The organism is Paraburkholderia sp. BR10954, from assembly GCF_040965775.1.
GTDB classification, from domain to species: domain Bacteria; phylum Pseudomonadota; class Gammaproteobacteria; order Burkholderiales; family Burkholderiaceae; genus Paraburkholderia; species Paraburkholderia youngii.
This window is the reverse complement of record NZ_JBFRCK010000010.1, coordinates 54,126-77,072: the sequence shown is the minus strand read 5'-3', so window position 1 is coordinate 77,072 and position 22,947 is coordinate 54,126. Positions and strand designations below refer to the sequence as shown.

Annotated in this window: 21 protein-coding genes; 4 read left to right on the top strand and 17 right to left on the bottom strand. The window is 62.5% G+C overall.

The window, feature by feature from the left end; genetic code table 11:
- Positions 1-18: 18 nt before the first annotated feature.
- The 7 genes from AB4Y34_RS16575 to AB4Y34_RS16545 form a co-directional block, all read right to left on the bottom strand.
- A complete protein-coding gene (locus tag AB4Y34_RS16575) occupies positions 19-975 on the bottom strand; it encodes a transporter (protein WP_368716639.1) in 957 nt (318 codons plus the stop codon).
- A gap of 39 nt (positions 976-1,014) precedes the next feature.
- On the bottom strand, positions 1,015-1,551 hold the full coding sequence (locus tag AB4Y34_RS16570) for a flavin reductase family protein (protein WP_368716638.1): 537 nt from the start codon (positions 1,549-1,551) through the stop codon (positions 1,015-1,017).
- A 27-nt stretch (positions 1,552-1,578) separates the two neighbouring features.
- Positions 1,579-2,817 carry a styrene monooxygenase/indole monooxygenase family protein gene (locus AB4Y34_RS16565; protein WP_368716637.1) on the bottom strand — a complete coding sequence of 413 codons (1,239 nt, stop codon included), beginning with the start codon at positions 2,815-2,817 and terminating at the stop codon, positions 1,579-1,581.
- Positions 2,818-2,900: 83 nt separating this feature from the next.
- Positions 2,901-3,689, bottom strand: a complete 789-nt coding sequence (locus tag AB4Y34_RS16560) for an SDR family oxidoreductase (protein WP_368716636.1) — start codon at positions 3,687-3,689, stop codon at positions 2,901-2,903.
- 29 nt (positions 3,690-3,718) lie between these two features.
- Positions 3,719-4,960 carry a dienelactone hydrolase family protein gene (locus AB4Y34_RS16555; RefSeq protein ID WP_368716635.1) on the bottom strand — a complete coding sequence of 414 codons (1,242 nt, stop codon included), beginning with the start codon at positions 4,958-4,960 and terminating at the stop codon, positions 3,719-3,721.
- 129 nt (positions 4,961-5,089) lie between these two features.
- Positions 5,090-5,329 carry a hypothetical protein gene (locus AB4Y34_RS16550; RefSeq protein WP_368716634.1) on the bottom strand — a complete coding sequence of 80 codons (240 nt, stop codon included), beginning with the start codon at positions 5,327-5,329 and terminating at the stop codon, positions 5,090-5,092.
- A gap of 22 nt (positions 5,330-5,351) precedes the next feature.
- Positions 5,352-5,879, bottom strand: coding sequence for a lecithin retinol acyltransferase family protein (locus tag AB4Y34_RS16545; RefSeq protein WP_176378092.1), 528 nt, complete (start codon positions 5,877-5,879; stop codon positions 5,352-5,354).
- Positions 5,880-6,225: 346 nt separating this feature from the next.
- Here AB4Y34_RS16545 and AB4Y34_RS16540 point away from each other — a divergent pair, with 346 nt between their 5' ends.
- Positions 6,226-7,263, top strand: coding sequence for an AraC family transcriptional regulator (locus AB4Y34_RS16540; protein WP_368716633.1), 1,038 nt, complete (start codon positions 6,226-6,228; stop codon positions 7,261-7,263).
- Between the two features lie 203 nt (positions 7,264-7,466).
- Here AB4Y34_RS16540 and AB4Y34_RS16535 read toward each other — a convergent pair whose 3' ends face one another.
- Positions 7,467-8,348, bottom strand: coding sequence for a LysR family transcriptional regulator (locus tag AB4Y34_RS16535; protein ID WP_176378094.1), 882 nt, complete (start codon positions 8,346-8,348; stop codon positions 7,467-7,469).
- A gap of 113 nt (positions 8,349-8,461) precedes the next feature.
- Here AB4Y34_RS16535 and AB4Y34_RS16530 point away from each other — a divergent pair, with 113 nt between their 5' ends.
- Positions 8,462-9,340, top strand: a complete 879-nt coding sequence (locus tag AB4Y34_RS16530) for an SDR family oxidoreductase (RefSeq protein WP_368716632.1) — start codon at positions 8,462-8,464, stop codon at positions 9,338-9,340.
- A gap of 142 nt (positions 9,341-9,482) precedes the next feature.
- Here the strand turns inward: AB4Y34_RS16530 and AB4Y34_RS16525 are convergent, their stop codons facing one another.
- A complete protein-coding gene (locus tag AB4Y34_RS16525) occupies positions 9,483-11,015 on the bottom strand; it encodes an amino acid racemase (RefSeq protein ID WP_368716693.1) in 1,533 nt (510 codons plus the stop codon).
- Positions 11,016-11,151: 136 nt separating this feature from the next.
- Entirely contained in the window at positions 11,152-12,042 is an 891-nt protein-coding gene (locus tag AB4Y34_RS16520; RefSeq protein ID WP_368716631.1) for a LysR family transcriptional regulator, read from the bottom strand.
- Positions 12,043-12,162: 120 nt separating this feature from the next.
- Here AB4Y34_RS16520 and AB4Y34_RS16515 point away from each other — a divergent pair, with 120 nt between their 5' ends.
- A complete protein-coding gene (locus AB4Y34_RS16515; protein ID WP_368716630.1) occupies positions 12,163-12,906 on the top strand; it encodes an SDR family oxidoreductase in 744 nt (247 codons plus the stop codon).
- A gap of 84 nt (positions 12,907-12,990) precedes the next feature.
- On the opposite strand, the gene AB4Y34_RS16510 is transcribed toward AB4Y34_RS16515, so the two are convergent.
- The 3 genes from AB4Y34_RS16510 to AB4Y34_RS16500 all read right to left on the bottom strand — a co-directional run bounded on the left by AB4Y34_RS16510 (position 12,991) and on the right by AB4Y34_RS16500 (position 16,514).
- Positions 12,991-14,016 (bottom strand): aldo/keto reductase, encoded by a 1,026-nt coding sequence (locus AB4Y34_RS16510; RefSeq protein ID WP_368716629.1) that lies wholly within the window; start codon positions 14,014-14,016, stop codon positions 12,991-12,993.
- Positions 14,017-14,083: 67 nt separating this feature from the next.
- Positions 14,084-15,823 carry a tetratricopeptide repeat protein gene (locus AB4Y34_RS16505; RefSeq protein WP_368716628.1) on the bottom strand — a complete coding sequence of 580 codons (1,740 nt, stop codon included), beginning with the start codon at positions 15,821-15,823 and terminating at the stop codon, positions 14,084-14,086.
- A gap of 106 nt (positions 15,824-15,929) precedes the next feature.
- Positions 15,930-16,514 (bottom strand): DUF4142 domain-containing protein, encoded by a 585-nt coding sequence (locus tag AB4Y34_RS16500; protein ID WP_368716627.1) that lies wholly within the window; start codon positions 16,512-16,514, stop codon positions 15,930-15,932.
- 351 nt (positions 16,515-16,865) lie between these two features.
- On the opposite strand from AB4Y34_RS16500, the gene AB4Y34_RS16495 reads away from it, so the two are divergent.
- Complete coding sequence (locus tag AB4Y34_RS16495) at positions 16,866-17,858, top strand: chemotaxis protein CheV (protein ID WP_176123423.1); 993 nt, start codon at positions 16,866-16,868, stop codon at positions 17,856-17,858.
- A 37-nt stretch (positions 17,859-17,895) separates the two neighbouring features.
- On the opposite strand, the gene AB4Y34_RS16490 is transcribed toward AB4Y34_RS16495, so the two are convergent.
- From AB4Y34_RS16490 to AB4Y34_RS16475, 4 genes are all read right to left on the bottom strand, one after another.
- Complete coding sequence (locus AB4Y34_RS16490; RefSeq protein ID WP_368716626.1) at positions 17,896-18,981, bottom strand: asparaginase; 1,086 nt, start codon at positions 18,979-18,981, stop codon at positions 17,896-17,898.
- A 59-nt stretch (positions 18,982-19,040) separates the two neighbouring features.
- Entirely contained in the window at positions 19,041-20,306 is a 1,266-nt protein-coding gene (locus AB4Y34_RS16485; protein ID WP_368716625.1) for an MFS transporter, read from the bottom strand.
- A gap of 193 nt (positions 20,307-20,499) precedes the next feature.
- The gene (locus tag AB4Y34_RS16480) at positions 20,500-21,696 is read right to left on the bottom strand and encodes a phytanoyl-CoA dioxygenase family protein (protein ID WP_176123425.1); all 1,197 of its coding nucleotides are present in this window, start codon (positions 21,694-21,696) and stop codon (positions 20,500-20,502) included.
- Positions 21,697-21,771: 75 nt separating this feature from the next.
- Entirely contained in the window at positions 21,772-22,674 is a 903-nt protein-coding gene (locus AB4Y34_RS16475; RefSeq protein ID WP_368716624.1) for a class I SAM-dependent methyltransferase, read from the bottom strand.
- Positions 22,675-22,947: the final 273 nt, after the last annotated feature.

Sequence of the window (22,947 nt, the reverse complement as noted above, 5' to 3'; positions counted from 1 at the left end):
ATGCTTCGTGATACATCGCTAATTGAAATGATGCACATACCGTAGGACCACCCTCGTCCCCTGGGGGCGGTTTCTGGCGTCCCGCTCGAAGTAACTGTTAAAGAACACATGGTCCTGCTGCGAAAAGCTGTACATCGCTCCTGGACCGATCGCCCAGACTGCTTCGCGAGTACCCGGCACGTCCACGCCATTCGCCTTCATGTCGGTGATCTGCCGTAGCCAGTATCCGTTCAGTCCAATCCGAAGACCTGGGCGAACTTCGTACTCGGTGGCGATGTCTACATGAACGGCCTGGCCCGCCTGAGATGACGTGACATCGGGTGCGAGCGCCGTCGCTGGTTCGTGGTTCGTCGCGTTCCACAGGTAATGCAGACGCCATGAAACGGTCCACTTCGGTGTCAGCCAGACGGTCGCCGCCCAATACGGGTTGAACGACCAGAAGTGGCTGCCTGGATTGATCGCCTTGCGCGGATCGTATGCCCCCGTCGGCACGATGAACTGGAACTCAACGCGCTGCGCGAAACGTGGACCGTTGGCGCCCATCACGGGATCGAACTGGATGAACGGTCCAATCAGCAGATCACCGATACCGTTCTGTGCGCTCAGCGCCGCATTGCCCAGGCCATCATCCACTTGCGCCGATGCGATCCACGGCAGCATCAGATTGAGACCCGGATGCGCTGTCGCAAATGTTAGGGGCGACTGGTATGTGAGCTGCGTGATGCCCGCAAAGATATCGATATCCTGCTTCGGCAGCGGCACGCGGTTTCCCGCGTTGTCGTTGATCCGTCCCGCTGTGTAGTACTCGAAGTACTGCTGCGCATACCAACCCGATCCCGCAGGCGGCAAGCCGTCCAGAAAACTTGTCGCGCCCAGATTGACAGCCGGCAGATCGTTGGCGGATGCCGGCAAAGTGAGACACGATACCGCCACTGACACGAGCCATGGCAAGAGTCGAACACTGTTGATTCTCATTGGCAGCACCATCTATCAGGTTTTCACGGTCGTGAGGCGTCAAATGTGCGCATGCGGATGCGGCGAAACAACCCGATAAGCGCCTGCATGAAAGACGAGAGGTGCTCTGCCGAACGACTCGTACTCCTCCACACCGCCAATGAAGATGAGGTGATCGCCACCGTCGTATTGACCGACGTTTCGACACACGAAGTGGGCAGCACTACCGTCGATAAGCGGAACGCCCCCGGTGCCATCGACGCAAGGCACGCCTGCGAACTTGTCGGCAGATGCCGTTGCGAAAGTACGCGACAGATGCTGCTGATCGTCGGCCAGCATGTTGATGGCGAAATGCGTTGTCGCAACAAAATCTGCCATGCTCGGTGACGGCTTCGCGAGGCTCCACAAAATCAACGGAGGGTCCATCGACAGCGAAGAAAATGAATTCGCCGTCAGCCCTATTCTTCGGCCATCTGTCGTGCGTGTCGTGATTACCGTGACGCCTGTCGGAAACTGGCCGAGTGCGGAGCGGAAATGCTTCGAATCGAACCGGCGCCCGCCCGGCGCGAGCGCATCGAGATTGAGGTGAGCGGTCATGTATGTTCTCCTGCGGGACGTTCGTGCTCAGGCGGCAGCCCTGGTCTTTTCGCGGATGAAAGCATTGCATGCAGCCGGATCGAACCACCACGGCGAAAACGTTCGCGGATCGTCGAAACCATTGACGATCGCGGCCGCAAGCGCCTGCGAATCGCCAGCAGCGCGAAGCAGTTCGAGGATGTGGGGCGGCGGCGGCGTCAGCATCGAATTGGTCCACCTGACCACGTGTTGCGCGTAGTCCCAGTAACGGTCGAACGTCTGCTGCATCCAGTCCTCGGAGAAGGGAGCCGTTTCTCTTGCGAGGATTGCGTTCAGGTACACCTTGCTGCATTTCGCTGCGCTGTTCGAGCCTTGCCCGGTGATAGGGTCATTGACCACCACCGCATCGGCCATACCAAAGATGGTCCGCCCCGAGGGTAGCCGGAAGAACGGTTTGCGCACGGTGGGTGCAAAACGACCAGAGAGAACACCGTTGGGATCCGTCAACTGCACATGCGCGCAACGATCTGCTTCCCAGGGAACGTATCGGCGGACAATGTCGATACTCTTTTGCAGATGCTGCGCCGGTGTTTTTACGTCGCCCCAGCAATCCAGCGGTCCGCCGGGAATGCCTTCGAAGACCATGATTTCGCAGGGCCCCGTCACCGTCAGGGCCGGGAACACAAAGTACTCCCCTATTCCAGGCAACAGGTTGAAGCGCACCCGTGAATAGGGTGTCGACGGCGTCATGCCCGTCACATAGGCCAGCGCCAGGACACGCTGCGGCTGACTGAATGCGCTACGCACCGGGTCGCGTCCGAGTAGATTGACTACTTCGCCCTTGCCTGCCGCAAGCAGCACAAGATCGTGGCTCGCGCTCAACTGTTCGAGTTCCGGAACCCCGACATCGACAATGCGCACATCGGCTCCTCGCCGCTCGACTTGTTCGAGCCATGCCGCCATCTTGATCCGTTGATCGACGGCCTGAGCATAGCGATGCAGACGCGACGACCAGTCGATGATTTTTTCTCCGGCCACTTCCGGATGCGGGACAGCGACACTGATTCCCTCGATCGAAGGACACGCTTCTTCCCACCCGTTAAGACCGAGATCGCGCTCGGTTTGCAGGGATTCATTGAACATGCACTGGCTGGACATGACCTTGCCGGTGCGAATCTGCTCCGCGCTGCGATTGGTGGCGAGCGTGATCCGATAACCCTGATCGAGCAAGGCCAAAGCCAGTTGAAGGCCAGCCTGTCCCGCTCCAACGATTGCAATGTTTCTCATGGACGATGTCTCCTGAATAGGTTGTTGTCTGGATAAAGCGCATGGGCTTCGCTGCGTATCCGCTCGCAAACCCACGCAAGGTGTCATTCCGCCAGCCTGGGGATCGCGGGTATGTTCTGCTCCGGTCCCATCGTCGAGTAGCCGCCGTCGACCGCGTAGTCCGCACCCGTCACGAAGCTGGCCGCATCGCTGCACAGGAACGTGACGACCCGGGCGACCTCTTCTGGATTGCCGAGCCGCCCCAGAAGATGAAACGACGCAGCGACGCTATCGGCTTTCGCGCGATTGCCGTGTGTGAGTTCATGCATCACGCGAGACCACGTCCAGCCCGGAGACACGGAATTCACCCGGATGTTGTCGACGGCGAGATCCATCGCCATGCTGCGCGTCAAATGCCTGAGCGCGGCCTTCGATGTCGGATAAAGCCACCGCCCGGTTTGTGCGCACTGGGCCGAAATCGAACTGAAATTCACGATCACGCCGCCGCCCTGTCGCTTCATGTGTGGATAGGCCGCTTTCGCAAGCATCACGGCGGAAATCACGTTGACGTCCATGGCGGCGAGCCAGTCATTGCGGCTCGCAGTAAAGCCGTTATCCACGTAACTGCATGCGAGGTTCACAAGAATGTCGACCGCACCGAAACTGTCGACCGTTCTGGCAATCGCGTGATCGATGGCCTTGTCGTCGGTGATATCGGTCCGCACGAAAATGGCGCTTTCGCCAAGCGCGCGTGATGCGCGCTGACCGTTTTCCGCATCGATGTCCAGAACAGCAACCCTCGCGCCGGCGTCGGCCAGATCCTTCGCGACGGCCGCGCCAATGAGCGTAGCGCCGCCGGTGACGATCGCCACCTTGTCTGTCAGTGATGTCATGGTGTTCTCCGTGGATTCGTCAGCGTGGTTCACCGTTCTGCGCTGTCGTCGCGCAGCCAGCGATTCATCAGCGTGTTCGAAGGGAGGGTTTCGTCGAGCAGTTTGTGGGCCGTCTCGGCCCCCGCGACCGGCAAGCCTTCCGGCTCGAGCAGACCGATCTGCACCAGCACGCTCGCCTGGTCCCAATAAATGTGTTCGTGATAGAGCTTGTCGCCGCGGAATTTCACAATCGCAACGAGGGGAATCTCGACACGCCTTCCAGTCGGTGCAACGCCTGGCAGCATCCAGTCGATTTCCGTCGTGTGGGTAAAACAGAACAGCAGTTCATCGACGATCTGCGTTGCGCCAACCGTGCGCGACACTGGGGTGATCGTCGTATCGGGCGGATTGTTATGGACGAAATGATGGCGATAAAAGCGCTTGAGTTCGCTGTATCCGACACCGCCCGTCATCGTGGGAATGTGATTGACGTAGGGCTCTGGCACCATCGTGCGCATGGTCGCGTCCACGTCGCGCGTGGTGAATTCATGAGAGAGATGCGCCTCCCAGAGCGAAGACAGATCGTAGGTAGGACCGATCTTCCGCCTGAACGCCGCAACCGAGCGTTGATGCGCCATTGTCGCAGCAGCCTTGTCCCAGTGCTCGCCGCGTGCCCGGGCAAACGCGTGATCGACGCCGGGATAGGTGTAAATCTCGACGCACTCCCGCGTGGACAAAGCCGCCTTAATCTGCTGCTGGGCTTCGGCAGGGCAGAAGCGGTCCTGTTCGGCGATCTGAAGCACCAGGCGTCCATGCAGGTTCTCGGCTTCCCCCAGAGCCGTTTCGATACCGACACCGTAGTAGCTGACGGCACAAGCGACGCGCGGCAGGCGGCACGCAGCGAGATAAGCAAGCTTGCCACCCAGACAAAAACCAAGCACACCGATTTGACCGACGCATTCAGGAATCGAACCGAGCGCACTTATAGCAGCATCGATGTCTTCGACGCCCTTGTCGTGGTCGAAGGCGCGATACAGTGCGAAAGCACGTTCGGCGTCTTCGGCCGAATAACCCAGTTCAATGCCCGGCTCGGTGCGCCAGAACAGATCGGGAGCAAGAACGGTATATCCTTCTTCGGCATAGTAGTCCGCCACTTCGCGCATCGTCTCGTTGACGCCGAAGATCTCGTGGCAAAGCACGATGCCGGGACCTTTCCCGTTCGCCGGCGTTGCCAGGTAGCCGCGAAAAGTGGCGCCGCCCGCGCATGGAATTTCGATGTATCGACCTTTCATTTGAGCCTCGACATAGGGTGGTTTGTGAATCAAGTATTGGCGGCCAATACTGGGTGCACTATCCGTTGCCTGCGACGGGTATCCACGAAATGCAGAATTTGTCGTTGATGCCGCTGGTTCGTGTGCAAGTCACAGCCAGGGGGCCATCGCAGGTCTTGGCGTCTCAGGCGGATAGACCCGCCACGATCTGTCGTCATGTCTGAAGAAGAAAAGTGCTAACGTCCCCATCGGCCCCGACGCCTCAACGCATACATAGCGTCTGCGATGCAGCGAGAGCCGACTGAACTGAATCACACGCATGCGCATTCCGTTCGTCGGCGCAAGCCATTTATCAACCTGGCCACGCAGGGATTTTTCCGGGGCGCACATGTCGTTCTCCGCGGGATATCGATCACACTGCGCGCGCGGTGCAGTCCACGCTGTGCAGTCTCGGTCCGAAGGTCTGGAGGAAAAGGATCGCTAAGGCGCGCAGCGCCCGCAGGGGATGGGCGACACATGCTTCCACCTGTTCACTTCGGCTTTCCCCATACAGGCACCAGTTGCAAAAATGCTCGCAGTTGTTGCTCAGCAGCCGGTAGCGGTTTTCGCCCAGTCGCGAGCGGGCGCGGCGAACTGCATCGGCGCCGACGTATCTCGCCATAGAGTTCTGCACGACCGCGATTTGGTGACCTGAGGCAAAGCACTCGATCGTGGTTTCCTCCACCGGACCTCGGTGCAGAGATCTGCAGAGACCGGCGTAGTGCACCACCCTTCCATTTCCCACATAGATGCCGTGATGGTCGTATGCGGAACGGCGCGCAACAATGTGGCTGCCCTCATCCGGTTCAATGCCGGTCGGCAGAGATCTTGATCGCACGCGTTCAGATCCGACCCGCACGACGGTCCTGTCGACTCTCGCATTGAACTGCTCGGATGCCATGGCACACCTCCGTAGGCGCTGGGGCCATGATCAAAGCATGGGGCGCCGGCACCCGCCGATCTATCCGCTGAATCCAATCGATGTCCGGAGAGTCCAGAAATTGACTTCGTCCGGGCCAGACATTTGTGGACCCGCGTCTCGGGTATTTGCCGATGTGGAGGGACGCGGATTTCACTACGATCAAAAGGAAATGGCCCGTTTATTGCCAGCGCGAAGAGTGATGTAGCAGGTAATGCGACAGCGATATCCGAATCCTCGCAGTACTATCCGAATAGCACGACGATTCCGCGAAGACGCGAACGTGTTGCATCGCACAAGCACGTGCGGGCTTTTAGTGGAGTAACTGATGGAGCACTGGTCGGCCTTCGGTGTCGATGGGCAGCGGCTGGCAACCGCGCCCTGTTTCAATCGCGACAACCTTCTGCTTCAGTCAAACGACCTGGAGGAAGTCCGCGCGAGCGTCGGACGCATCTTCAAGCCGCACGGACTCGAGTTGGCGGGCGGCTCCCATCGCCTGTTTGGACGCATGCACCACGCGCGGTATGGCGATCTCTCGCTGAATCTGCTCGATTATGGGAGCGAGGTGACCATAGATCCTGGACACCTGGAGAGCTTTTTCCTGCTGCAGATTCCGGTTCATGGCAATGCTGAAATCGAATGCGGCAACAAGCGGTTCGTTTCGTCCGCGCTCGTAGCGTCCTTCCTGTCTCCGTCGCTGCCCTTACGGATGCACTGGAGCGACGCGTGTCCCCAAGTTCTCCTGAAAATCGAACGTGGGACGATAGAGCGTCACTGCGAGCAACATCTGGGAGAGGCGTTCAGGCGACCGGTGGAATTCGATCCTGAACTGCAACTGGGATCCCCCGGTGGCCTTTGCGTGATGCAACTGCTGCCGTCGTTGGCGGACGTGTTGAGTTTCCCGGACCACCCACTGCGGAATCCGCTGGCCTTCAGTCAGTTCGAGTCCACTCTGATCAATGCGTTGCTATACGGCCAACCGAACAGTGCCCGGCCTGGACTTCGTCATTCCGTCGGCGCACTCGCGCCGTTTTTCGTTCGACGTGTCGAGGAGTATATTCGCGCAAACGTGCAGGAGCCCTTGACCATCGAGCGACTTGCGGAGCACGCCGGCGTCAGCGCCAGCACCTTGTTCGCCGGATTCAGGAATTACTATGGCCTCAGCCCAATGGCTTATGTGCGACAGTTGCGTCTCGAACGTGTCCGAGCCGATTTGCTCGCCATGGAAGCATCCAACGCCTCATCAATTACTGAGGTCGCAACCAGATGGGGATTCGCGCATCTCGGCCGATTCTCACTGGACTATAAGCGGCACTTCGGTGAATCGCCGTCGGCTTCTTTACGTTACCGGGGTAAATCTGGCTAGCGCGCCCAACACCTGATGTCCGAAACAAGGGACGTTTTGCGCAGCGTGAGCGATCGCCTAAATACCATCGCAGATGCCTGCAATGCCAACACGCGACCGTTCACCAAACACCTACCGGAATGCGTAAGGTGGCGCCCTAAAATCATGTGTCCACGAATGTCCACTGTTTGGTGCGGAACTGCGTCGCACACCGCCACGTTTCCTCACGCTCGCGCGGGTAATTCCAGAAGCGCATCCAGGAATGCTCTGACCTTGACGCTCAACAGCCGACGAGAATGGTAAAGCGCCCATATCTCCACCGGAGAACCCTCTTCTTTACCCCAGCAGACGAGTCGTCCGGCCATCACATCTTCTTCGACTAGCAGTCTCGGCAACATCGCCGCTCCCACGCCGGCGAGAACGGCCTCGCGCACCATCAGTAGCGACGATAGCCGGAGGACCGGCATCGGCTCAAATGTCTTTGTACCTTTGGATTTCATCCGTACGCTCCAGATCGCTGCCGATGGCGCAGCCGCCGACAAGACCGCCGGGACCGGAAACGGGCTCACATCCTGTTTGCGCATCGCAGGAACCGATACGGCCGGCGTTGCCACAAGCCATCGCTCATCATCAAGAATGCGCCTTCCCACGAGCAGATCGTCTCGCGGCGGATCGACACGAATCACGAGGTCATAGCCGTCTTCCACCGGATCCACGAGACGATCTTCCGCGACAATCTCGACCTCGACCTGCGGGTAGGCCAACGCGAAGCGCGCAGCGATCCTGCACAGCACGACGTGCGCGAAAACGATGGGAGCACTGATGCGTAGCCGTCCACGCGCGACGGGCGCACGCGAGGCCACCGCGTCGCCCGCCTCCTCAAGCTCTGCCAGAAGGCCTCGAGTGCGCTCATGGAGTGCGATGCCATCTTCCGTCAGGCGCATTCGTCTCGAGCCGCGCTCAATCAGCCTCACTCCGAGTTCGTCTTCCAGCTCTGCTACATGCCGCGATAGCGTGGCCTTGGGCCGGTCCAGCGCGCGGCCAGCTGGGCCGAAGCCGCCGTGCGTGGCGACCGCATTGAAATCAGAAAGCGCCATTAAATTCATCGAGGTTCCATTTTTGAGACGATATGTTTCGATTCTATATCTATCAGCTCAAATTCGGAACGAGTAACCTGTCTTCACCGGGCCGCTTTGGGCCTTTCATTACAGAGACAGTCATGACAATTCTTGTTACTGGAAGTACGGGCACAGTGGGTAAGCAAGTTCTTGAACACCTGCAAGGCCGTGGAGTTCAGGTGCACGCCCTGACGCGTTCGCCCCAGAAAGCCCAATTTGCTGACGGCATCAGGGCAATCAGAGGCGACTTGTCCGATGCGGATTCGGTACGGCAAGCCATGAAGGGCATCAGCACGCTGTTCCTGCTGGCGCCAAACGCCGCAGACGAACTGACTCAGGCGCTGCAGGCCTTGAGCATCGCGCGAGAGTCGCATGTGAATGGCGTGGTGTATCTGTCCGTATTCAGGGGCGCAGAGTTTGTCGACGTGCCACACTTCACGAGCAAGCACGCAGTCGAGCGCATGATCGAGCAGTGCGACATGCCGGCGACTGTGCTTCGTTCCGCGTACTTCATTCAGAACGATGTGCGGCAGAAAGATGCGTTGCTGAAGCACGGCATCTATGGGATGCCGATTGGCGAGAAGGGCATTTCCATGGTGGACGTTCGCGATATCGGAGAGGCAGCAGCCAAAGAGTTGCTGCGGCGCGAGTTCGCTGCCAGCCCGCTACCGCGAGAAACCTACGAACTGGTCGGCCCGGACGCGCTGACGGCGCAATCCATTGTCCGTATCTGGGCGGATGCACTCGGACGCCCTGTTCGCCATGGCGGTGACGATCTCGATATTCTCGAGCAGCGTTTGAAGTCAGTCGCGCCGGCGTGGCTGGCGTATGACATGCGCTTGATGATGCAGCGATACCAACAAGACGGTGCCGTGGCTTCGACTGAACAGATCGGGCGCTTGTCGACCCTACTGGGACGCCCGCCCAGGTCTTACCGCGATTTTGCGGTTGCCATGGCCGCTGCGTGGGCGAAGGATTGACCCACGCGCGCACGGTGGTGGTTCATCAATCTTGCTTCATGCAAGAGGCATAACACCACCGGAAACGGGCCGATACATGGCCGAAAGCAGGCGAGACTTGCTCTCGCGAACCGTAATTGAACACTGGGAGGACAATACCTCGTTAGCCGACCGCGCTTTCCTTCGGCGACGCGCACCCTGTCACCGCCAGCACCGCGCGACCCGCCAGGGTCTCGCGCGCGGCACTATCGCCAAGCGCATACTCGACGCAACGCCTCGCCAGCACGTCGGTCGGATCGACGAGTCGCACCACCCGCCCGCCAGTACACGCGAGCGCTTGCTCACGCAACAGCAACGGCAGCTCGGTGCACGCGAGCACGATGACCTGCACGCCACGCATGACCAGATCGTCGACGGCCGCCGCCAGGTCGTCGCAGCATTCGCCCGATGTATGCCCAGCCTTCGCGCCGCGCGGCCCGTAGATCGCGTTCATCAGACGCGCTTGCGCGGCCGCGGACGGTGCGATCTGCACCAAGCCGCGCGCGTCGAGCGCCTGTTCGTAGACGCGGCTCGCGAGCGTGCCCGAGGTGGCCAGCATGCCCACTTCGCGCAGACCCGGAAAGGTCTCGCGCAAGTAATCGGCGGTACAGGTCAGCATATTGACGATCGGCACGCGCAGCGCCGGCTGAAGCCGCTCGATGAACGCATGCGCGGTATTGCACGGAATCGCGATCACATCCGCGCCGCCCTCTTCGAGCGTCTTGCAGGCCGCGTATAGCGCGAGCGTCGGGTCGTCGCCGCGACCGAACAGCGCCGCGGTGCGGTCCGGGATCTGCGGATTGTGCTCGACCATGATCCGGATATGGTCCTGATCGCGCGCGGCCGGCGTGTTGCGCACTACCTTGCCCATGAAATCGACGGTCGCGGCCGGCCCGATGCCGCCGACCACGCCGAGGCGGAACGCCCGCCGCGGCTGTGCGTACCGCGCCGCCGCGACATAGCGCGCGTACACCTGGTTCGAATCGACGAGCGGCACCTCGATGGGCCCGAGCGCGCGCAGCACGAGGCCGATTTCCGCGAGCCCCGGCACGATCACGTCGACGCCCTGTGCGACCAGGTCGGCGCACGCCGCGCGCAGCAACTCGACCGGCCGCCCTTGCAGGCGGCCAGCGCGGATGCCCTCGTCGCCGAAGACGGCGCTCGTCACGCAATCGAAACCAGTATCGTTGCGCGGATAGCACACGTCGAACTGGCCGGCTTCAAAGTAACGCTCGAACAGCCCGTTCGCGCGAATCGCGGACGACGTCAGCACGCCTATGCGCCGGGCGCCATCGCGCCGCGCCGATGGATAGTTACGCCGCGTATGCTCGGACAACGCGGTCATGATGTTGGCGACCGGCACGGTGACGTTGGCCGTGAGTTCGTCGATGAAGGTGTGGCTGAGGAAGCATGGCAGCACGATCGCGTCCACACCGCGCTTTTCGAACGCGCGCATCGTGTCGAGCATGTGGATCTTGAACCGCGCGTCCGTCGCATCGGGCGCGGCGGGCCCGGGCCACGGGCGCGGTTCGAGAATCAGATCGAAGGTCTGCGCGGCACCTGGCCGGCGCGACGCCGTGCTGATCCGGCCGAGGATGTCGGCGCTGGCGAATTGCGCCGCGCCAGTCGCCACACCCAGCGAACGAAAACGCTTCATCATCAGATCCCCCGGTCGTTCTGTGCGTCCACCCTCGCTCACGGGTGGCTTTCTGCGCGCTTGAGAATGACACTATGCGAGACGCAGATGTACAGGTGTTAACCACGTCAAAGCATTACCTTGCGTTTGCGCTTCTTCAACTCACCGGCTCGAAAATCTCCCGCAGCCACTGCGCGAACACCCGCACCCGCGACGACAACTGCCGGTTCTGCGGATACAGCACCGACACCGGCATCGGCGGCGGCGGATAGTCCGCGAGAATGACGCGCAACCGTCCGGCCGCCAGTTCGTCAGCGACACGGTAGCGCGGCACCTGCACGATGCCGAGTCCGGCGATCGCCGCGCCCGCGTACAGTTCGGCGCCGCTGACCGACACCGCCGACGGCAGCACGAGCGCGGTATCCCGCCCGTCGACGCGGAATTCGAGCGGCAGCGGCTTGCCAGTCGCGCTCGACACGTAGTTGACCGCGCGATGCGTCGACAGCGCGCCGGGATCGGCCGGCTCGCCATACGCGGCCAGATACGCAGGACTCGCGACCGTCACCTGCTGAAGCTGCGCGACGCGCCGCCCGACCATCGACGAATCCTGCAGTACACCCGCGCGCAGCACGCAATCGATGCCCTCGCGCACGAGGTCGACGAGCCGGTCGTCCTCGCCGATCATCAGTTCGATGTCGGGAAAGCGTTCCAGAAACGCGGGCAGCGCCGGCACCACGAAGTGCCGTGCGAGCGTGCCCTGCACGTTCACGCGTAACAGTCCCTTCGGCGCGACATTGGAGAACGCCCCCTCCGCCTCCTCCATGTCGGCGATCAGGCGCACGCAGCGCTGGTAGTGCGCGTCGCCGTCAGGCGTGAGCCGCACCGTGCGCGTGGTGCGTTCGAGCAGCCGCGCGCCGAGCCGCTGCTCGAGGCGCTTCATCAGGTTGGTGACGGTCGCGCGCGGGATTTGCAGATCGTCGGCAGCGCGCGTAAAGCTCTGGCGCTCGGCGATCCGCACGAACACCCGCATTTCCTCGAAACGGTCCATATCGGCGGATTATTAAAGCGAATGGAATGATGATCGCGAGTCTAACCGGATTATCTCGACGCGGAAAGCCTTCATCATTCACCTCACCGATCCACCACCCCTTCTGTGAGGAAACGAATCATGAGCACGAACCAACAACCGAAAGTCGCCATCGTCACCGGCGCATCGCGCGGCATCGGCACGGCGATCGCACAGCGCCTCGCGAATGACGGCTACGCGGTCGCCGTCAACTACGCATCGAGCGCGGGAGAAGCCGACGCGCTCGTCGGCGCGATCCGCGAAGCCGGCGGCAAGGCGGTCGCAGTGCAAGCGGACGTGTCGAAGCCCGACGACGTGCGTCGCATGTTCGAGATCACCGAACGCGAATTCGGCAAGGTCGACGTGCTCGTCAACAACGCGGGCGTGATGAAGCCCACGCCGCTCGCCGACACGTCCGACGCGCTGTACGACCAGACCTTCGACATCAACGTGCGCGGCACCTTCAACACGCTGCGCGAAGCGGCCGCGCGCCTGAACGACGGCGGACGCATCGTCAATTTCTCGACCAGCGTGCTCGCGCTGAACTTGCCCGGCTACGGCATCTACACGGCGACCAAGGCGGCCGTCGAAGCATTCACGCGCGTGTTCGCGAAGGAGTTGCGCGGGCGCAACATCACGGTGAATGCGGTCGCGCCGGGACCGATCGCGACCGCGCTGTTCCTCGAAGGCAAGACCGACGAGCAGATCGAAACCTTCGCGAAGATGCCGCCGCTGCAACGCCTCGGCGAGCCGGAAGACGTGGCGGGCGTGGTCGCGTTTCTGGTCGGCCCGGATGCGGGCTGGGTCAATGGGCAGACGTTGCGGGCCAATGGCGGTTTGGCTTGATGGGATGCGCTGGTCCAGCGTGCTGCCGCGCTGGACCGCTGCATTGCGCCGGTTGCGGCGCCTGGAACGTGATCGATTCGCCGCTCAAACCGCCTTCGGATTGCGTTCCGCGAAGCCTTCCTGATGCCAGTACGGATACGCGGGGCGCACCGCGCTTGCCGCGTCGAGCTTCGCGACCTGGTCGGCCGTCAAATTCCAGCCGACCGCGCCGAGGTTCCGCCGCAGTTGCTCCTCGTTGCGCGCGCCGATCAGCAGCGTCGCGACGGTCGGCCGTTGCAGCAGCCAGTTCAGCGCGATCTGCGGCACGGTCTTGCCGGTTTCGGCGACGACTTCGTCGAGCGCGTCGAGCACGCGGAACAGATACTCTTCTGGCACCGGCGGCCCCGATTCGGCGGTCTTGTGCAGACGGCTCGTCTCGGGCAGCGGCTGGCCGCGCTTGAGCTTGCCGGTCAGACGCCCCCAGCCGAGCGGACTCCATATCACCGCACCCACGCCCTGGTCGACGCCGAGCGGCATCAGCTCCCACTCGTAGTCGCGCCCCACCAGCGAGTAGTAGGTCTGATTCGCGACGTAGCGCGGATAGCCGTAGCGGTCGGCGATATCGAGCGACTTCATCAGATGCCAGCCGGAGAAATTCGACACGCCGACATAGCGGATCTTGCCCGCGCGCACGAGGTCGTCGAGCGTCGATAGCACTTCGGGAATCGGCGTTTTCGCGTCGAAGCCGTGCAACTGGAACAGGTCGATGTAATCGGTTTGCAGACGCTTGAGCGCCGCATCGACCGCGTTGATCAGATGGAAGCGTGACGAGCCGACGCCGTTCGGATCGCCGTCGAAACGGAAGGTCGCCTTGGTCGACAGGATCGCCTTGTCGCGCTTGCCTTTCAGCGCTTCGCCGAGCACCGACTCGGACGCGCCCTTCGAATAGATGTCGGCGGTGTCGAACATCGTGACGCCCGCGTCGAAGCAGATGTCGATCAGACGCCGCGCTTCGGCGACGTCGGTCGCGCCCCAGGCCTCGAAAAATTCACCCTTGCCGCCGAAGGTACCGGTGCCGAAACTCAACACTGGCACCTTGAACCCCGATGCACCCAGATGTCTGTATTCCATTGCAGAATCTCCGTGACATTGCCGTCGATGAACGGAGATTCAGTCTACGCGCGTCGGCGAGAAGGCGTCATGAAGGCGACGCGCTCAGATCGGCCAATGCATCACGCACGGCGTCGATCACGCAGTCCCAGGCGCCGAGCTGCGGTTGACGGAATAGACGCGCGGACGGATACCACGGCGTGTCGCTGCGTTCGAGCAGCCAGCGCCAGCATGTGTCGAAGCGGTTCAGAATCCAGACCGGTTTGTCGAGCGCGCCGGCCAGATGCGCGGTGGACGTGTCGACCGAAATCACCAGATCCAGACTGGCGACGAGCGCGGCGGTATCGGCGAAATCGTGCAGCAGCTCCGTGTAATCGGCGACGCGTTCACGGTAGGCGCTTTCGGCGAGTTGCGCTGCGGCCGCGCCCTTCTGCACGCTGAAGAAGCGCACGTTCGGCACGTCGAGGAGCGGCGCGAATTGCTCGAACGCGAGCGAGCGACGCGCATCGATCTTGCGCAGTTCCGCGACCTGCGCGCGGTTCTCGCCGGCCCAGACCAGGCCGACATTCAGCGGTTTGATTGCGTTGCCATCCGCATTGGTGTTGCCGTGCGGTTCGATACGCTCGCGCCATTCGCCGACGGCCGCTGGCTGCGCAAAAAGATACGGTGTGGCTGCCGGAATGCTCGCTTCGTTGGTGCTGAACGCAAGCGGCAAGCTCAGCAACGGGCAATGACAATCGAACGGCGGCAATGGCTGGCCCGCTTCGATCGACTGATCGACACCATCGAGCGTCGACAGCAGCCGCAACAACGGACCCGGCACTTCGAGCACGACCTTCGCGCCAAGCTTCGCAACCAGCGTCGCATAGCGACAGAATTGCAGCGTGTCGCCGAGGCCCTGTTCCGCATGCAGCAGGATCGTTTTGCCGTCGAGCGCAAAATCGCCGAGCCACAGCGGCTGCGCGAACGCGCGCCGGCCGGCCTTGATGCGGCTACGCTCCCAACGCCATTCGTATTCGCGCCAGCCGCTCTCGAAGCGGCCCATTTGCAGCAGGCACAGCGCCTGGTTCCAATGCGTTTCGACCGACGCCGGATTCAACGCAAGCGCGCGCTGATAGCTCGACAACGCCTGTTCGCGCTGATTCAGATCGATCTGCGCGAGACCGAGGTTATTCCATGCATCGACGAAACCAGGCGAGAGTTCCAGCGCGCGCTGGTAGCAGCGCTCTGCTTCGTGCGGCTGGTTCAGATCGCCGAGCACGTTGCCGCGATTGCTCCACGCATCCGGATAGCCGGGCTGCAATGCGAGCGCCCGGTCGCAGCTATCGAGTGCATCGGTATAACGGCCGAGATCGCGCAGCACGCATGCGCGATTGTTCCAGGCCGGCGCGAACTCCGGCGCGATAGAAAGCGCGCGCTCGTAGCTCGCGAGCGCTTCGAGCGGACGGTGCAGCGCCGCCAATGCGTTGCCGCGATTGTTCAATGCATCGGCGAATTTCGGCTGCATCACGAGCGCCCGCTCGGCGCACGCAAGCGCTTCGTCATGACGCTGCAACGCGTTCAGCGCATAGGCGAGATTCGAATGCACGGCCGGCTGTCTCGCGTTCACAGCGAGCGCCTTCTTCAGCAGATCGACGCCTTCCTGAAAGCGGCCCGTTTGCAGCGCGAGTTCGCCGAGCCAGCGCAACGCGTCGCCGTGTTTCGGCTTCAGTTCGAGAATCTCGCGATACATCTCCTCTGCTTCGACGAGCGCGCCGTTCTGTTGAAGCGCGACGGCTTGTCGAAGCAGATGGTCCAACTGTTGCGGCAGACTGGCTTGCTTGCTCATGCGGTACCTGGAATCGAAGGCGCGAAGAATCGTCGGATGAAGCGCACGATTATCGCTGAAAAGCCTGTATTCGAAGTACCGCCGCCGCGTCGCGACGTGACGCCGCTTATTGCGCGGCCACGGACAGATGCTTGCGCTTCGCGAGTTCCTGCGCCATCGCGTAGTGCTGCTGGATCGTCGGCAACGCCTCTTTCGCCGCGGCCTTCAACTTCTCGTCGCGACCCGAGGCGATTTCCGCCTGGAACGCGGACAACGCTTTCTGCTCACCGGCGAGCGCGACCTGCTCGATATACCTCTTGTCGAAGTCGGCGCCGCGCAGATTGTTGATGCTCGCGAGCACGGCCTCGTCGGGATCGTTCTTCGGCACGTCGACACCGCGCGGACTCGCCGCCCGCAATGCGTCGGTGATCTTCGCGTCGTCATCCGACATGCGCTCGGCGAACGCCTTCACGTCGCGATCGGCCGAACGCGCGGTGGCGATACGCGCGGCGTCGCGCTGCGTCGCGACGGCTTTGGTGCCGTCCGCGACGAATGTCTGATCGGCCGCATGCAGGCGGACTGCGTCCGCGGGCGCGGCGCTCTGCGCGCTGGCCACCGAGGCGGCCGTCAGAAGACCGCCGAAGCAGGCAGCGGCGGCGATGCGGGCCAAAGCGACCGAAGGGACGGAAGGGACGGAAGGCAGGCGGATCATACGTTCTCCTTGAGGTGAAAGCATCTGAAAGCAAAACGAAGGACACGTGTGCGCCTCGAACAAAGCGTGCGATGCAAAACGCTGCGGACTGCTTGCGAGCCCAGCGGGGCGCCACGCTTTCATCGCTGCCGATTCTAGAAGCCATGCCGTCTGGCAGGTGAAACGCTGCTGTCGCTTCTGTAACCTTAGGTAACCCTCATATGAATGCGCACACGTTTGCCTGATTGGCGTGAATCACGCGCGCCGCTCGCCACTGCGACGCAGTGCTGAATTTTTCGCCATCGACGCCGATAACCAGAGACAGGCACCGCTTAGCACCGCTCAGCACCGCAACTCTGGAGAACGATTCCGATGGCAGACGACCACCGTGCCAATCACGAGCGCCACACCGAGCGCAGCAACCTGACTAGCTCCAACAAATTCGAGCTGCTGCTATACCGCCTCGGCCACGTGCCGGACAGCGACGCGCACGAGCTGTATGGGATCAACGTGTTCAAGGTGCGCGAAATCTCGACGATGCCGACCATCACGCCGATCGCCGGATCGTCGCCGTACGTGATGGGCGCGGTCGACATTCGCGGGCAGATCATCCCCGTGATCGACCTGCCGCGGCTGATGGGCTGCGAGCCGACGCGCGGCCTGAACATCCTGCTGGTCACCGAATTCGCGCGTTCGACGCAGGCCTTCGCGGTCGAGGAAGTCGACGAGATCGTGCGGCTCGAATGGAACCAGGTGCTGTCGGCCGATGGCTCGGCGGGCGGCAAGCTCGTCACGAGCATCGCGCGCATCGACGGCAATACCGGCGACTCGCGGCTCGCTCAGGTGATCGACGTCGAGCAGGTGTTGCGCGACGTGTTCCCGTCGCAGCATCCGAGCGTCGATCCGGCCTCGGTAGGTGAAGCGCTCGGCATCCGCCGCGGCGCGAAGATCCTTGCCGCCGACGACTCCGGCTTCGCGCGCAAGCTGATCGAGCAGGCGCTCACCGCGATCGGCGCCGACTACATCATGACGAAGACCGGCGAGGAAGCGTGGCAAACGCTGCAGCAGGTCGCACGCGAAGCGCAGCAAAAAGGCGTGCGCGCGAAAGACACCATCGCTCTCGTATTGACCGATCTGGAGATGCCGGAGATGGACGGCTTCATGCTGACGCGCCAGATCAAGGCCGACGCACGCACGCGCGATATTCCCGTGCTCATCCACTCGTCCCTGACGGGCGCGGCGAACGAGGCGCATGTGAAGAACGCGGGCGCGAACGGCTATGTCGCGAAGTTCGCGGCGAGCGAGCTCGCCGATGCGATCCGTCAAGCGCTGGGCTGCGCGCCGGCGAAAGCGACGGCGGCTTGAGGTCTCGCGTGCCCAGCAGTGAAGCGCATCGCCGCGCTCAACGATGCGCGGCAAGCTCGATCGAGAAATCCATCCGGCCGATCTCGACGCCCATCGTGTTGAGCCGCTTCGGCGCATGAAAGCCGTCGAGCGTCGCGCGTTGTTCAGGCGTGCCGATATCGAGCACCGCGAGCAACTCGGCGGTGACCGCGTAGAGCGCGGCGGCATTGCCGTCCTCGATCTTCAGCGCGATGCCTAGCGCGCCCTTCGCACCCAGCCGCGCGGTTTGCCGCGACGCGCGCACGCCGATCGCATAGCTGCCGTCCGCGCCGACCTTGCCGACCAGCGCGCCACCGAACGCCTGCATCAGCAGCGTGCAGAAGCGCCCTTCCCCGCCGACCAGTTCCGGGTACGACGTCATCGCGCGATAGATGCGCGCGAGCGCGGCCGTGCGCGGCGGCGTCGCGGCTGCTCCGTCTTCGTGTCGATCCTGCGCCGCCGCGAGCTTCGCGAACAGACGTGCGAGCCGGTCGAGCGCAAACGCCGGGGTCGGCAGATTGCAGCCGTCGATCGCCCATTGCACGCCGTCGTCCGGCAGGTCGCACACGCTCGCGACCGTCTGCTTCACGCGCAACTGCAACGGATGCGCGGGCAGTTCATAGCCGGCGAGCGCCGCTCCGATCGACCGCGCGCCGGCCAGCATGCCCGCATGCTTGCCCGAACAGTTGCTGCACACGCCGGTGGGCGTAAAGCCGCGCCGGATCCAGTCGACATACACCGCATCCGACAACGGCGGATGACCGCCGCAACGCAGATCGGCCTCGCTCGCCTGCGCTTTCGCGAGCATCGCGCGCGTGCGTTCGATATGACGCGGCTCGCTGCTGTGCGATGCGCGCATCAGCGCGAGATCGGCTTCGTCGAAACCGCAACACTCGAGCGCGCCAGTTTCGAGCACCGCGAGCGCCTGAGCCGGCTTCGCCGCGGAACGCGCGAGCGTGATGCGCGCAGCGTCGCCGAACGAATACAGCAGACGGCCGTCCGCATCGACGACCGCCACATGCGCCAGATGCGTGTTCTCGACGGACTCGCCGCGATAGATCGTCGCCGCGACCGGCGCGGCGGAATGCAGTTCGGATCGGCTCATCGGTATCATCTCCGCGTCGTTTATTGATCGGGCGATGGCGCCCAAGGCCCGGCAATCGATCAGGCGCTCGCCGCGAGCGCTTCTTCTTCTCGCTCGAGCGTGCGGGCGTGCCGTAGTTCGGGAAAGAACCGCATCCACAACAGCGCGATCGCGATCGTCGCGACACCGCCGACCAGCACGGCCGGCTGCGCGCCCCACCATCCGGCAGTCAGCCCCGATTCGAACTCGCCCAATTGATTCGACGTCCCGATGAACAGCGAATTGACCGCGCTGACGCGGCCGAGCATTTCATCGGGCGTGCGCAGTTGCACGAGCGACAGCCGCACCACCACGCTGATCGTGTCGGACGCGCCGAGCACCATCAGCGCGAGCAGCGACACGAGGAACTGATGCGACAGCCCGAACGCGATCGTCGCGATGCCGAACGCGATCACGCCGCCGAACATCGCTGCGCCGGGCCGGTTGCGCAATGGAAAATGCGCGAGCCAGATCGTGCCCGCGAGCGCGCCGATCGCCGTGCCCGAGCGCAGCAGGCCAAGACCGATCGGGCCCGCGTGCAGCACGTCGCGCGCGAAGATCGGCAGCAACGCGGTCGCGCCGCCGAACAGCACCGCGAACAGATCGAGCGACAGCGCGCCGAGAATCACCGGCTCGCGGCGAATGAACGCGATGCCCGAAAAGATCGATTCGAGCGTGACGGGCGCGCGACTCGCCGGCTTCACTTGCAGCGGAATGCTCCACACCGATGCCGCCGCGGCGGCGAACGACAGCGTGCACGCGAGATAAGCGGCACCGGGGCCGATGCCGTACAGCAGACCACCGAGCGCCGGCCCGGCGATCTGCGCGGTCTGATTGGCGGACGTGGACCATGCGGTCGCTTTCGGCAGATAGCCGCGCGGCACGACGGCCGGCAGCAGCGACGACACGGCCGGCGATTCGAACGCGCGCGACGCGCCCACGCAGGCAGCCAGCACGTAGATCACCGGCGCGCTGATCCAGCCGCTGAAGGTGCCGATCGCGAACAGCAATGCAGCGACGCTTTCGAGGCTCTGACAGACGGCCGCGATGCGGCGGCGATCGTAACGATCGGCAACATGACCGACGACGAGCGTCAGCAGGAACATCGGCAGGAACTGCGCGAGACCGACGAGGCCAAGTGCGAACGCGCTATGCGTGAGCGCGTAGACATGCCAGCCCATCGCGACGGCGAGCATCTGGAACGACAGCGACGACAGGATGCGGGTGCACCAGAAACGCTGGAACGGCGGGTGTTTCGGCAGGCTGAAATGCGGGGAATCGGCGGGATCGGCGGAGGCTGGGGGCATCGATTGTTGCTCGTGACGGGGCGCATCGGAGCGTGGATTGGGCGGCCGCTAGTTTAGAGCAAGATCGGGGAGCGTGCAGAAAGGCGGCGGCCACGGGCGGCGGCGTGATCGGAGGCGATGGGGCGGCCCGCGCCGGGGCCGGCACGCTCGAACGAAGCAGGCCGCCCTCGCCTGCTTCGGCGCCACGCATGACTCAGGGGTGCAGGGGCCGGCCTTCCGCGCGGCCGAACTCGACGAAGTGATCGACGGGGTCGACGCCCGCCGCGGCGACGTCGGGATTCGCTTCGAGGTAAAGCTTCGGATCGAAACCCTCGGGCAGTTGGGCAAGCCGCGCCTTGCGCTGAAACGATTCGGCGCTGCTCAACGGACGCCCTTCGAATCGACCGTAGTAGATGTAATGCTGCAACGCATTGCCGCCGCTCGCCGCGACGTCCGGATTGGCGTCGAGATACGCCTCGCCGTCGAAGTCGACGATTGGCGTCAGGCTCGACGGCATGCCGGTCAGGTCGTGATAGCACAGACAGCCGTCCGCGAAGAAATGGCAAACCAGCGCCTTGCGGCTCACGTGCTCCGGATCGCGCATCTTGCTGCCTCCGTGCAGCAGGTTCGCATGCCACAACAGCACATCGCCCTTCTTCGGATAGAAGTACTTCGGGCCCGCCGAATGGTCGGCGATCAGCTTCTGAATCGCGGGTTCGTAGATGTCGTGATAAGCGGAATAACCGCAACCGAACGGCATGCCCAATTCAGTCGACATCAGATACGGCAGCTTGTGCGTGCCGGGGTGATAAACGAGCGGCCCCGAGTCCGGATGGATATCCTCGAAGGCGATCCAGTTCGCGACCAGATACCCGTTCGGATAGGTCGACATGTGAATCGAATCGGAATGCTCGAGCTGCTCGCTGCTCTTGTGACCGCCGATCGTCTGGAACGGCGCCGATTTCGCGCCCAGCAGCAAGCCCACGATCTCGTTCATGCGCGCATCGAACAGCATGTCGCGAATCGCGGGCACGTTGAAATGCGGATTCAGCGTGCGCCCCGGCAGCGTATCGCCTTCGAAAAGCGGCTCGTGCGGCGGCCGCAGCGTGCCGTCGGCGATCGCGTTTTCGTAGGCTTGCCACGTCGCATCGAGCTGTTCGTGCCCGAAGAAGCCTTCAATGATCAGATAGCCGTCGCTGACCCATTTCCGGCACCATTCGGCTTCCTGCTCGCTGATTACACCTTGGGACAACAACTCGGCGACCCGCTCCAGCGCATCCGGTCGATCGAGCCAGGGAACCGGGCCCGCCGCGGGAAATTTTTCGAATTTGAAGACCTGGGTCTGACTGTCGATCGGAACGTCCGCGACGACGGGCTTATCGAAAAAACGCTGAGTCTCGAGAGTGTTCATGTTGTATCGGGAAACTTTCCGGGTTAGCGTTTCAGGGTACCTGGCTTGAACAGGACGCTGGCGGTGCGGCGTCGGTCACCCGTACGAGCGCCCTTCCGTACGGCCATAACGGATGTAATGTTCCGCGCCAGAGCCGATGTGCTTTTGCGCAACGGCTTCTGCCACGTCGGGGTTGCGCTGAAGATATTGCGCCTCGTCGAAATGCGGAATGTGAGCGGCATAAAGCAGAATCGACGGGCCGGCCGGATGTCGATCGCGATCGTCCATGCCGACGACCACGGTCATACCCAGCGCGTCGAGGACCGCCATCAGGCTTTCGCGGGTCATCCAGTTGACTTGCGGGGCACTCCCGCCGATGAATTTTGCGTTGTTGATGCTGTCGAGATAACTGTGTCGGTGCAGATGGACTTCGCGTCCACGAAACTCCGAGATGGTCGGCGTCGGATCGAAGTGCGTCCGCAAGTTCGCATTCGTGCGCACGACTTCGGCGTCGTAATAGTGCGTCCAGATGCAGATCGAGTCCGACGCATACGCCATATCTTCCAGTAGTGATACCGGATCGGTCATGTGATAGAGCACGCCGCTCGCAAGAATCAGATCGAATCGCTGATCGCGCTTTTTCAGCAATTCTCTGAAATCGCCATACATGAATTCGGCATTGAACTTCAATGCATTCTGCACGAGCAGGCATTTCAGAAAGGATTTCGAATTCGCCTCGATTGCAAGGACACGTGAAGCCCCGGCTTTGGCCATCATGAACGTATGGCCGCCTTCCATCGGGCCGAGTTCGAGTACGCTTTTTCCGGAAAAGCCGCCGCACATCGTCTCGAACCAGTGAAGACGCCCATCGTCGAAATGGGGCGCCATACCTAAACCGTAGCCCGGCACATCGGACACCCACGTGCCATCGAATAGATTGAAAGCCAAAGTGTGGCCTGGCTCTTCCGTTGCATACAGATCCAGTTCAGTTCCTTTCAATTTGGCGCCTCGATCGGTCGTCAAGTTTGCCGATTATGGCACGCTCAGGCGATAAATCACGCAAACCTTGCATTCGCGCGCCGCACGTCATGCAAGCGGGTGTCAAATCGAACGCGCGTCCGCATCGATGGACATGATTTGACATCGGTCGAGATCGCCGCGCGCGCTTCGCACTGCGTATATTTATGCTTCATGGATCGACGTGAACTGCGGGTCTGTTTGCGGCTATGATTGTGCCCCGTGGGCAGCCGTCCGGCAGGCGGCACTCCGGCC